Genomic DNA, 12,180 nt, shown 5'->3' on the forward strand with positions numbered 1-12,180 from the left:
GGTGCTCCTGAGCTTGTTGTTTTTGTCGCAGCAGGTAACGGTTTGAATCTTCAGTGACTGTGCTGGCCTCATCGCGAGCAGGCTCGCTCCTACATTGGATCTAGGTTCGACACAAATCCTCTGTAGGAGCGAGCTTGCTCGCGATGGCGGCCTCGAATTCGCTGACCATTTCGGATCGGGTGGGCAATCCCTCCATATCCCCCCGGCTCTGCACCGCACGGCTGCCAATCCAGTTGGCGCGTTTCACGGCCTCGACAACGCTTTGGTTTTCCAACAGCGCGCTGATCATGCCGACGGCAAAACCATCGCCGGCACCCACCGTATCGACCACTGTTTGCACCGGTACGCCGGCCACGAAACCTTGATCAAGATGTGTGCGGTAGAAAGCCCCGTGTGGGCCAAGCTTGATCGCCACGGCTTCGGCGCCCTGGTCAAGGTAGAACGCTGCGATGTCGGCCGGGTCTTCGAACCCGCTCAGCAAGCGACCTTCGCTCAACCCCGGCAGCACCCAATGGGCGAGGGCGGCGAGGCGGTTGATCTCGGTGATCATTTGTCGTTCGCTGGCCCACAGGCTCGGGCGCAGGTTCGGGTCGAAGGACACACTGCGCCCGGCCTCGCGCATGCGGGTCATCAACTCGAACGACATTTGCCGCGCCGACTCCGACAGCGCCGGGGGAATGCCGGTGGCGTGCAGGTGTCGGGCCTTGAGCAATTCGGGCACGATCGAGTGTGGCGACAGGTGACTGGCCGCCGAACCACGGCGGAAGTACTCGACCACCGGATCGCTGCCATCGTCGGTGCGGGACTTGAGTTGAAAACCGGTCGGGTGGGCGGTGTCGATGTCGACGTGACGGCAATCCAGGCCTTGTTTTCCCAGGGCGTCGACCACGAACCGGCCCAACGAATCGGCACCGACACGGCTCAGCCATGCCACGTTGAAGCCCAGACGGGAAAGGCCAATGGCGACGTTGCTGTCAGCCCCGGCAATGCGTTTGTGGAAAGCGCCGACGCTGGCCAGATCACCCACCTGTTCGGCGACGAACATCGCCATGGTCTCGCCGAAGGACAGAACATCGATCTCAGACATGGGCGCTCTCCAGTTGCGACTGGCCGAGGCGGGCGAGGGCGGCAACGTGCTCGGTGGTCAGTTGCACCAGGTCATCGCCTTGCAGCGGATATTCCGCGGCCCGCATGACGCCGTGGGCCATGTGCCGCAACAGGTGTTCCCACTGTTGCAGGTCACTGACGGCGGGCGGGATGGTGACCAGTTTGCCGTCGGCTCGGCGCGTGACCGCTTTGCAGTGCACATAACCGACGTGACGCCCGAGCAAGCGCGCGGCGCTGGCGGCGGACTGGTCCTGCCAGTGCCAGTTGCCGATGTCGAAGGTCATTTTGATCGGTAACTGGTGCTGCTCGACCTGCGCGAAAAAACGCTGGAAGGGTTCAATGCGGCCGCCGTGCAGGGTCTGGTCGTTTTCCACCAGCAACTGTACGGCGCTTTCGCCCAGCACCCGGGCGAGGGTTGGCAGATCGCTGTTGTCGGTGAAATAGCCCAGCGATACCTTCAGCCATTTGGCGCCGAACGCCCGGGCGCGTTGCAGGGCGGTGATCAGTTCGGGATTGGGTCTGGATTGCCCGGCCAGCCAGAGCTCCATGGGCGACGAATAGACGCTCTCCAGGCCCTCTGCTTGTGTGGCATCGGCCAGTTGAGCGGGGTCCTCGATGGTCAGCAGTTCTTCGCGCCACTCAATGCGCGTGGCGCCGGCGGCGGCGAGAATCTCGATGAAGCTGCCCTGGCCGCGTTGACGCACGAGGTCGGCGCCGTAGCTGGAAAGGCTGATGGAAACGGCTGGTCTGTTCATTGTTTTTCTACCTCTGAAACCGGTTTCATTTTTGTTCAAATTTTTTTGTGGTGCTAGTCAGGGCCCCATCGCGAGCAGGCTCACTCCTACAATGGGCCTATATTCACAAATCCACTGTAGGAGCGAGCCTGCTCGCGATGGCGTCTTAACATTCAACGCAAATTCCCAAGGGTCGACCCCCGCACAACCAGCCGCGCGGAAAAATCCAGCGTCCGCACCGCCCCGTCATCCCCGCGCAACCGCTTGAGCAGACACTCAAACGCACTGGCACCCATCTCGGTGGTCGGCTGCGCGAGGGCGGTAATGCCGCTGCCCACCAACGGGTACCAATCCAGGTCATCGAGGGCGATCAAGCCCACGTCATCGAACAGGTTGCACTTGAGTTCACGCAACGCATGGGTGCTGGCTAGCGCCGCAATCCCGTTCGCGCAAAACAGCGCTTTCGGGCCGGGGCCAGGCGTGTCGAGGAAGGCTTTCAATTGTGCGGTCAGTTCGTTGCCGGTTTCGATGTGCGTGCCGCGAAGCGCCGGGCGTTGCCCGATTTGCGCCTTGAAACTGCTGACCCGCTCAATCCGCGAACTGGTGCCATCAAACGGCTCAGTCACCAGCAACACATCGCAGTAACCGCGCTCTTCAAGGTGGTCAAGGGCCATGCCAACGGCCTGCGGGTTGTTCAGCCCGACCATATCGCTTTCAAGGTGCTCCACCTTGCGATCCACCAGCACCAGGGGCATTTCGCGGTGCAGTTCGTGCAATTCGTCACGATGATGCCCGAGGGTGTTCACGATCAGACCTTCGATGTTGTACGAGCGCAGCAGGGCCAGGTGCTGGCGCTCTTGCTCGTCGTCGCGGTCGGTGTTGCACACCACCAGGCTATAGCCGTGTTGACGGCAGGCGGTTTCCACCCCGTGCATCACGGCAATTGAATAAGGGTTACGGATATCCGCCACCAGCATGCCGATCAGGCGAGTGCGTCCGCGTTTCAGGCCTCGGGCCATCTGGTTCGGGCGATAGCCGAGTTCGGCGATTGCCTGTTCGATGCGTTGGGCAATGGCATCGGAGAGCAGGGCACGATCATCGCCAATGAACCGCGAAACGCTGGCCTTGGAGACCTTGGCGTGTTCGGCCACGTCGAGCATGGTCACGCGGCTGCGCTGGGCGGCGGAGAAGTCATTCACGGTCTGAAACCTTCTTATTGGATTTATACGGTTGCGTGCATCATGAGATAACACTGAAACCGGTTTCAGAAGACACCAAAAGCCATTTCGCCGTCAAGCCCCGGATGGTTGATTGTCGAACAATGAGCGACAAGTGGCGCTCAGGCCAACACGCTCAACCACGCAGAACCCAGCAACAGCAGGCCCATGCCGCGATTGAAGCGTTGCATGGCACGGGGTGAGCGCAACCAGCGGCTTGAACCGGCACCGAGCACGGCCCAGGCCGCGAGACATGGCAGGGAAACCAGAAAAAACACCAGCGCCAAATACGCCACCTGCACGGCGCGATGCTCGCCACCTCCGGCGAATACGCTGACCACCGCCAGCGCCATCATCCAGGTTTTCGGGTTGACCAGTTGCAGGCTGGCGGCGCCCACCCAGCCGAGACGTGCTTCGCTGTTGCCGGCGGCAATGGCCGAAGCCGGGGCGCTGAAAATCTGCCAGGCCAGATAACTCAGCCACGCTACACCGGCCCACTGCATGACGCTTTGTACGGTGGGCCACGCGCTGATTGATGAGCCAATCCCCATGCCCACCAGCAATACCAGGGTCGCGGCGCTGGCACAGGCACTGAGTATGATCGGTACAGCCGCACCCAACCCGTATCGAGCGCTGTTGCTCAGCACCAGGATGTTGGTCGGGCCGGGGGTGATCGAGGCCACGAAGGCAAACAGCAGGAAAGGCAGTAACGTCGGGAACGAGGGCAGCATCGTGGGCAAACTCCGGTGAAGATCAGTGAAGTCGATCTTCACAATCCCCGGGCTTATCTGTCTGGAAGATTTGAGCAGCGCTTGCGGTACAGCGCCGGCGTCAGGCCGTAGGCGCGCATGAACCAGCGTCCCAGATGGCTCTGGTCGGCAAAGCCCAGCGCCATCGCCACCGCTGCCGGTTGTTCGCCACGGGCCAGCAGGCGGCGGGCGGTGGCCAGGCGCAATTGCACCAGATACGCGTGGGGCGCCATGCCATAGGCAGCCTTGAACGCGCGGGTCAGGCGGAAGCGATCGACGCCGGTGACGGCGGCCAGTTGATCGAGGCCGATGTCGTATTGCGCGTTGGCATGCAGGTATTCCCGGGCTTTTTGTGCCACCTGCGGCAGACGCGGGTCCTGGCCATCGCGGGCGCGCCAGTGCAGGTGGCTGGTCAGACATACGAGCAAGCTGTCGAGGGCGGTCTGGCGGACGATCCTCAGTTCACCGCGATGCAGGGTCTCAAACGCCAGGCTGGTGGCCTGGGCCAGGCGCGCATCGCTGGCCAGGGTGGCGGCGAAGCTCAGCTGGCTGTTATCGGGGGCATGATCGAACACGGCGCTGAGTTCGCGTTGCAACCATTGCGGGTCGAGGTACAGCATGCGGTAGGTGAAACCGTCGGCGGTCGGTGCTTCGCCGTCATGGATGTCTCCGGGCTCCAGCAGAAACACCTTGCCCGGCGTGCTCTGGTGCCTGGCCCGTCGGCAATTGAATTGCTGGACCCCTTGCTCGGTGACGCCCACCAGATAGCTGTCATGCCAGTGCGGGTCGTAGGCGTGGCCTTCGAAATGCGCGCGCAGGGTCTCGATGCCGGTGTCGGCATCCTGGGCCAGGTCGATCCAGTTGTGAGCGCTCATGGGGCACCTGTGGGGCGGATTGCCGGACTATTTAACGCCCGCACCGTGGGTGATGCCTAGAACGTTTGTGCAGTCATCAGGCGAACAGTCCTGCGGCGATGTTGATCGAGAACCCGAGAATGGCGGTGTTGAACAGAAACCCGATCAGCGACTGGGCGAGCACGATCTTGCGCATGCCCCGGGTGGCGACACCGACATCCGAGGTTTGCACCGCCACGCCGATGGTGAACGAGAAGTACAGGAAGTCCCAGTAGTTTGGGGTCGTCAGCCCTTCGGCAAAACGCAGCGCCGGTTCCTTGCCGACCCAGGTGTAATACAACCTGGCGTAGTGCACGCTGAAAATCACCCCGATCAGCAGCCATGAGCCGATGACGGTCAGGGCGGTGAAGCCGTAGTGCAAAAGCTTGCGTGTGGTTTCCAGGTCTTTGCTGCCGGCCAGTTCGAAGGTGATGGTCGCGAGGCTGGCCAGTGCCGCAATGCACACCAGCGCCAGCACCAGCCCGGCATTTTCGTCCTCGATTTCGGCGATGCGTTTCACGTCGGTCGCTTTCGATCGCACGGTGAGCCACAGCATCAGCAACAGATAGATCCAGACGCCGGCATTCCAGCCGATGAGGATCTTGCTGATCGGCGAATCGGCCGGAGCCAGAAAGCCCGCCGCGATGCCCAGCAGGATGGCGGCGGACAGGCGAGGGTGGGTGCGTGCGAGGAAAATCATGGAGGCTCGATGGGTTGGGGCATTGCAAACACCTTAGCCCAGGTACCCCCAATCTTGAAGTCACAGAGATCCCTTGTAGGAGCGAGCCTGCTCGCGATGGCGAACTGACAGTCAACATAGTCATCGACTGACACACCGCCATCGCGAGCAGGCTCGCTCCTACAGGGACCAGTGTTTCCCACAGGGACCAATGTTTGGTCAGGTGGTTTTATGTCGCTTGCGCACCAGCTTCATCACCACCACAAAAAACACCGGCACGAACACCACGGCCAGGGTCGCGGTGATCATCCCGCCGATCACCCCGGTGCCGATGGCTTGCTGGCTCGCCGAACTGGCGCCGGTCGCGATCGCCAGCGGCACCACGCCCAGGATGAACGCAAGGGAGGTCATGACAATCGGTCGCAGCCGCAGGCGCGCGGCTTGCAGGGTGGCGTCGATCAGGTCGTGGCCTTCGTCGTACAGGCTCTTGGCGAACTCGATGATCAGGATCGCGTTTTTCGCCGACAGGCCGATGATGGTGATCAGCCCGACCTTGAAGAACACGTCGTTGGGCATCCCGCGCAAGGTCACGGCCAACACCGCGCCGAGCACGCCCAGCGGTACCACCAGCAGCACCGAGGTCGGGATCGACCAGCTCTCGTACAACGCCGCCAGGCACAGGAATACGATCAACAGCGACAGCCCGAGCAGGATCGGTGCCTGGCTGCCGGATAACCGTTCCTGCAACGACAACCCGGTCCATTCCTGGCCCAGGCCCGCCGGGCCTTGCGCCACCAGGCGCTCGATCTCGGCCATGGCCTCGCCGGTGCTGTGGCCTGGCGTCGGTTCACCGGAAATGCTGATTGCCGGGTAGCCGTTGTAGCGGGTCAACTGCGCCGGGCCCTGAGTCCATTTGGCCTGTACAAAGGCCGACAAGGGCACCATTTTTTCTTGGGTGTTGCGCACGTGAATCTTCAGCAGGTCAGCCACTTGACTGCGTTGATCGCCCTCGGCCTGCACCACCACGCGCTGCATCCGCCCCTGATTGGGGAAGTCGTTGATGTAGGCCGAGCCCACGGCCGTGGACAGCACATTGCCGACGTCGGCAAAGGACACACCCAGCGCGTTGGCCTGCTTGCGGTCGACCACCAGTTGCACCTGCGGTGCCTCGGCCAGGGCGCTTTCGCGCACGTTCATCAGGATCGGGCTTTTTTCGGCTGCTGCGAGTAACTCGGTGCGGGCTTCCATTAGCTTCTCATGACCGAGGCCACCGCGATCCTGCAGGCGGAACTCGAAGCCGCTGGACGTACCCAGGCCATCCACGGGCGGCGGCAGTACGGCAAAGGTCACCGCGTCCTTGATCTGGCTGAGGGCGACGTTGGCCCGGTCGGCAATCGATGCCGCCGAGTCGTCGCTGCTTCGCTCGGACCAGTCCTTGAGCGTGCTGAACGCCAGCGCCGCATTCTGCCCGCTGCCGGAGAAGCTGAACCCGAGAATCACCACGCTGTCGCGAATACCCGGCTCGCCGGCGTTGTGCGCTTCAACCTGCTCGGCCACCTGCACCGTGCGATTCTTGCTCGCACCCGGCGGCAACTGGATGTCGGTGATGGTGTAACCCTGGTCTTCCACCGGCAGGAACGAAGAGGGCAAGCGACTGAAGGCCAGGCCCAGACCGATCAGCAACACGCCGTAGATCAGCAGGTAGCGCCCTGTGCGTTTCAACGCGTAGGCCACCCAACCCTGATAGCGCGTGGTCAGTTGCTCGAAGCGACGGTTGAACCAGCCGAAGAATCCGGTTTTTTCATGGTGCTCGCCTTTGGCAATCGGCTTGAGCAGCGTCGCGCACAGGGCCGGGGTCAAGGTCAGGGCGAGGAAGGCCGAGAACAGGATCGAGGTGGCCATCGACAGCGAGAACTGCTGGTAAATCACCCCGACCGAGCCCTGCATGAACGCCATCGGAATGAACACTGCGACCAGCACCAGCGTGATGCCGATGATGGCCCCGGTGATCTGCTGCATGGCCTTGCGCGTGGCCTCCTTGGGCGACAAGCCCTCGGTGGTCATGATCCGCTCGACGTTCTCCACCACCACGATGGCGTCGTCCACCAGAATGCCGATGGCCAGCACCATGCCGAACATGGTCAGCACGTTGATCGAAAACCCCAGCGCCAGCATCGTCGCAAAGGTGCCCATCAACGCCACCGGTACCACCAGCGTCGGAATCAGCGTGTAGCGGATGTTCTGCAGGAACAGGAACATCACCGCGAACACCAGCAGCATGGCCTCGCCGAGGGTGTACACCACCTTGGTGATCGAGACTTTGACGAAGGGCGAGGTGTCGTACGGAATCTTGTACTCGACGTTCGCCGGGAAATAGCGCTTGAGTTCGTCCATCTTTGCCCGCACCAGGGTCGCGGTGTTCAGGGCGTTGGCGCCGGGCGACAGTTGCACGGCGACGGCGGTGGACGGCTTGCCGTTCAGACGCGTGGAAAACTGGTATTCCTGGCTGCCGATCTCGACCCGCGCCACATCGCTGATGCGCACGGTCGAGCCGTCCGGGTTGGCCTTGAGGACGATATCGGCAAACTCTTCGGGGGTCGACAACTGGCCCTTGACCAGAATGGTCGCGGTGATTTCCTGGGTGGTGCGGGTCGGCAGATCGCCGATGCTGCCCGCCGACACCTGGGCGTTTTGCGCGACGATGGCGGTGTTGACGTCCGCCGGCGTCAGGTTGAAGGCGAGTAGTTTCTGCGGGTCGATCCAGATCCGCATCGCCCGTTCGGCGCCGTAAAGCTGCGCCTTGCCGACGCCGTCCAGACGCTTGACCTCGTTCATCACGTTGCGCGCCAGGTAGTCGCTGAGCGCCACGTCGTCGAGTTTGCCGTCGCTGGAGGTCAGGGTGATCAGCAGCAGGAAGCCGGAGGAGACTTTCTCCACTTGCAAACCTTGCTGGATCACCGCTTGCGGCAGGCGTGACTCCACGGCTTTAAGGCGGTTCTGCACGTCCACCTGAGCCAGTTCCGGGTTGGTGCCCGGCTGGAACGTAGCCTTGATGGTGGCGCTGCCCAGGCTGCTCTGGGATTCGAAGTACAACAGGTGATCGGCGCCGTTGAGTTCTTCCTCGATCAGGCTGACCACGCTCTCGTCCACGGTTTGTGCCGAAGCGCCCGGGTACACGGCGTAGATTTCGATTTGTGGTGGCGCAACATCCGGGTATTGCGCCACCGGCAGTTGCGGAATGGCCAGCGCACCGGCCAGCAGGATGAACAAGGCAACCACCCAGGCGAACACCGGGCGGTCGATAAAGAACTGCGGCATAAAAAAGCGTCCTGCTTACTGACCAGTCGCCTGGGCAAGTGGAAGAGGGGTGTCGTCGATCTGCACTTTCTCGCCGGGGCGGGCGTGCTGCAGGCCCTCGATGACAATGCGGTCGCCTGCTTTCAGGCCACTGGTGACGATCCAGCGATCGTTCTGCACGGCGCCCAGTTCGACCGGTTGCTGCCCGACCCGTTGCTCGGCATCGAGCAGCAGCACCTGAGCGATGCCGGCGCTGTCACGCTGGATGGCCCGTTGCGGCACGCTGATACCCTGCTGGTTGACCGCCTGTTCCAGGCGTACGCGCACGAAGCTGCCGGGCAGCAAGTCGAGGTCGGGGTTGGGGAACTCGCTGCGCAGGATGATCTGGCCGGTGCCCGGGTCGACGGTGATGTCGCTGAACAACATCTTGCCCGGCAGCGGGTAGAGGCTGCCGTCATCCTGAATCAACGTGGCCTTGGCCTGATCCTGGCCGACCTGCTGCAACTGACCGGAACGGAAGGCGCGGCGCAGTTCGTTGAGTTCGCGGGTGGACTGGGTCAGGTCGGCATGAATCGGGTTCAGTTGCTGGATCAGCGCCAGCGGCGTGGTTTCATTCTGCCCGACCAGCGCGCCTTCGGTGACCAGCGCGCGACCGATACGCCCGGAAATCGGCGCGGTGACGGTGGCGTAACCGAGGTTCAACCGGGCGCGCTCCACCGCGGCCTTGTTGCCGGCGACGTCGGCGGCGGTCTGCCGGGCGTTGGCCCGGGCGTTGTCGTAGTCCTGACCGCTGATGGCCTTGTCGTCGATCAACCGGGCGTAGCGTTGCTCCTGCAACCTGGCCTGGAACGCGTTGGCTTCGGCCTTGCGCAACGCCGCTTCGGCGCTGTCCAGGTCAGCCTTGAACGGCGCCGGGTCGATGCGGAACAACACATCGCCCTGTTTCACGTCACTGCCTTCACGGAAGGTGCGCTGCAAGACCACGCCAGCCACGCGGGCACGCACTTCGGCCATGCGTGGCGCGGCAATCCGCCCGCTCAGTTCGCTGCTGATGGTCAGCGGCCGGGCTTCGATGGTCTCGATACGAACCGTGGCCAGCGGCGCCTGTTCCTCGGCGTTCGAGGACTTGTCACACGCGGCCAGTGTCAACGCCAGTGCAATCAGGCTGAGCCTGGCAAGCAGATTTTTCGACATGTAATACCCCAATAAAGACTCCCAGCATCCTACTGGGCGAAGGCGAGGGTAGCGGTGAAGCTTTGTTGGTGCTGTGTGAAATTGTGTAAGGGTTTTACTCAGAGACGAGTGAGGGCGTATATCCTTCAGTCCTTGATTTCTATTGCGCCTTACAGGCCGCCTTCGCGAGCAGGCTCGCTCCCACAGTTGAAATACGGTCCCCTGTGGAAGCGAGCCTGCTCGCGAAGAGGCCGGTGGGGACGTCACAGCTCTTTCTGGAAACACCCCATGCCCAACATCCTCCTGGTCGAAGACGACACCGCCCTCGCCGAACTGATTGCCAGCTACCTGGAACGCAACGGTTATTCCGTCAGTGTGATCGGTCGCGGTGACCATGTGCGCGAACGTGCGCGGCTCAATCCGCCGGACCTGGTGATCCTCGACCTGATGCTGCCCGGCCTCGACGGCCTGCAAGTCTGTCGCCTGCTGCGCGCCGATTCGGCGGCCTTGCCGATCCTGATGCTCACTGCTCGCGACGACAGCCACGACCAGGTCCTTGGCCTGGAAATGGGGGCCGACGACTACGTCACCAAACCCTGCGAGCCGCGGGTGCTGCTGGCCCGGGTGCGGACCTTGCTGCGCCGCAGCAGCCTCAGCGAGCCGCAGACCGCCAACGACCGCATTCTGATGGGCAACCTGTGCATCGACTTGTCCGAACGCACCGTGACCTGGCGCGAGCAATTGGTGGAGCTGTCCAGCGGCGAGTACAACCTGTTGGTGGTGCTGGCCCGGCACGCGGGTGAGGTGCTGAGCCGCGACCAGATCCTGCAACGCCTGCGCGGCATCGAATTCAACGGCACCGACCGTTCGGTGGACGTAGCGATTTCCAAGCTGCGGCGCAAGTTCGACGACCACGCCGGCGAGGCGCGCAAGATCAAGACCGTGTGGGGCAAGGGTTACCTGTTCAGCCGTTCTGAATGGGAATGCTGAGTCGATGTTCAGAATCCTCTTTCGTTTGTACCTGGTGACCATCGTCTCGTTCAGCGCCGCGATCTATCTGGTGCCGGATCTGGTGGTCAAGGTGTTCCACGAGCGCTTTGTCACCTATAACCTCGATTATTCCCGTGGGCTGCAAACGCTGATCGTCAAACAGTTCCACGGGGTCCCGGCCGAACAGTGGCCGACCCTGGCCGCTGAAATGGACAAGGACTTCTCTCCTCTGCACATCGTGCTCAGCAGCAATGACGACAGCAGCCTGACACCGGATGAACAGCAGCGCTTGCAACGCGGCGAGAACGTCGTGCGCGTGGGCGACTGGGGCTGGCGCACGCTGGCCGTCGCGCCGCTCAATGAGCGCACCGTGGTGCAAATGGTCGTGCCACCGGATCCGCTGGACGTCAACCTGTTGTACTGGAGCATCAACGTCCTGATCGGCGCGACCATGCTCGCGTGCCTGTTGCTGTGGCTGCGCCCGCACTGGCGTGATCTGGAACGCCTCAAGGGCGCGGCCGAACGCTTTGGCAAGGGCCACTTGGGCGAGCGCACACAAATCTCCCCGAGTTCCAACATCGGCAGCCTGGCCAGTGTGTTCGACACCATGGCCGGTGACATCGAGAGCCTGCTCAACCAGCAGCGGGACTTGCTCAATGCGGTGTCCCACGAGTTGCGCACGCCGCTGACGCGCCTGGATTTCGGCCTGGCGCTGGCCCTGTCCGACGACTTGCCGGCGGCCAGCCGCGAGCGCCTGCAGAGCCTGGTGGCGCACATTCGGGAACTCGATGAATTGGTGCTGGAGCTGCTGTCCTACAGCCGCCTGCAAAACCCGGCGCGGCTGCCGGAGCAGGTCGAGGTGTCGCTGGATGAGTTCATCGACAGCATTCTCGGCAGCGTCGACGATGAACAGGAATCCCCGGAAATCGTCATCGACGTGCTGCTCCACGGCCAGTTCGAACGCTTCAGCCTGGACCCGCGCCTGACCGCCCGCGCCTTGCAGAACCTGCTGCGCAACGCCATGCGCTACTGCGAGAAGCGTATTCAGATCGGGGTTCAGGTTTATACCGGAGGCTGTGAAATCTGGGTCGACGATGATGGCATCGGCATTCCGGACGACGAGCGCGAGCGGATCTTCGAACCCTTCTACCGCCTCGACCGCAGCCGCGACCGCGCCACGGGTGGCTTCGGGCTGGGACTGGCGATCAGCCGCCGGGCGTTGGAGGCACAGGGCGGCACGCTGACGGTGGAAGCCTCGCCGCTGGGCGGGGCGCGGTTTCGCTTGTGGTTGCCGGCGTTGGCCTGACGCGCTTTGCAGGCGCTGTCGCAGCGCCTGCGTTG

The 12,180-nt window shown here is 62.8% G+C and carries 10 protein-coding genes; 2 read left to right on the forward strand and 8 right to left on the reverse strand.

From position 1 onward, the window contains the following. Positions 1-100 precede the first annotated feature (100 nt). From ACM6J5_RS00350 to ACM6J5_RS00385, 8 genes are all read right to left on the reverse strand, one after another. A complete protein-coding gene (locus tag ACM6J5_RS00350) occupies positions 101-1,087 on the reverse strand; it encodes a sugar kinase (protein ID WP_414927559.1) in 987 nt (328 codons plus the stop codon). After that, on the reverse strand, positions 1,080-1,862 hold the full coding sequence (locus tag ACM6J5_RS00355; RefSeq protein WP_414927560.1) for a sugar phosphate isomerase/epimerase family protein: 783 nt from the start codon (positions 1,860-1,862) through the stop codon (positions 1,080-1,082). Before ACM6J5_RS00355 ends, ACM6J5_RS00350 begins: the two co-directional genes overlap by 8 nt. Before the next feature lie 152 nt (positions 1,863-2,014). After that, complete coding sequence (locus tag ACM6J5_RS00360; protein WP_095945082.1) at positions 2,015-3,040, reverse strand: LacI family DNA-binding transcriptional regulator; 1,026 nt, start codon at positions 3,038-3,040, stop codon at positions 2,015-2,017. A 140-nt stretch (positions 3,041-3,180) separates the two neighbouring features. Then, on the reverse strand, positions 3,181-3,789 hold the full coding sequence (locus ACM6J5_RS00365; RefSeq protein WP_414927561.1) for a LysE family translocator: 609 nt from the start codon (positions 3,787-3,789) through the stop codon (positions 3,181-3,183). 53 nt (positions 3,790-3,842) lie between these two features. Further along, on the reverse strand, positions 3,843-4,682 hold the full coding sequence (locus tag ACM6J5_RS00370; RefSeq protein ID WP_095945084.1) for an AraC family transcriptional regulator: 840 nt from the start codon (positions 4,680-4,682) through the stop codon (positions 3,843-3,845). 76 nt (positions 4,683-4,758) lie between these two features. Next, positions 4,759-5,400 (reverse strand): DUF1345 domain-containing protein, encoded by a 642-nt coding sequence (locus ACM6J5_RS00375; protein ID WP_095945085.1) that lies wholly within the window; start codon positions 5,398-5,400, stop codon positions 4,759-4,761. Between the two features lie 198 nt (positions 5,401-5,598). Further along, a complete protein-coding gene (locus tag ACM6J5_RS00380) occupies positions 5,599-8,697 on the reverse strand; it encodes a multidrug efflux RND transporter permease subunit (protein ID WP_414927562.1) in 3,099 nt (1,032 codons plus the stop codon). 15 nt (positions 8,698-8,712) lie between these two features. Next, positions 8,713-9,870 (reverse strand): efflux RND transporter periplasmic adaptor subunit, encoded by a 1,158-nt coding sequence (locus tag ACM6J5_RS00385; RefSeq protein WP_414927563.1) that lies wholly within the window; start codon positions 9,868-9,870, stop codon positions 8,713-8,715. Between the two features lie 267 nt (positions 9,871-10,137). Between ACM6J5_RS00385 and ACM6J5_RS00390 the strand changes: the two genes are divergently transcribed. Next, positions 10,138-10,839 carry a response regulator transcription factor gene (locus ACM6J5_RS00390; RefSeq protein WP_095945088.1) on the forward strand — a complete coding sequence of 234 codons (702 nt, stop codon included), beginning with the start codon at positions 10,138-10,140 and terminating at the stop codon, positions 10,837-10,839. Between the two features lie 4 nt (positions 10,840-10,843). After that, positions 10,844-12,145 carry an ATP-binding protein gene (locus ACM6J5_RS00395; protein ID WP_150673943.1) on the forward strand — a complete coding sequence of 434 codons (1,302 nt, stop codon included), beginning with the start codon at positions 10,844-10,846 and terminating at the stop codon, positions 12,143-12,145. The last annotated feature ends 35 nt before the right edge of the window (positions 12,146-12,180 follow it).

Source organism: Pseudomonas sp. IT-P74, from assembly GCF_949768175.1.
In the GTDB taxonomy this organism is placed as follows: domain Bacteria; phylum Pseudomonadota; class Gammaproteobacteria; order Pseudomonadales; family Pseudomonadaceae; genus Aquipseudomonas.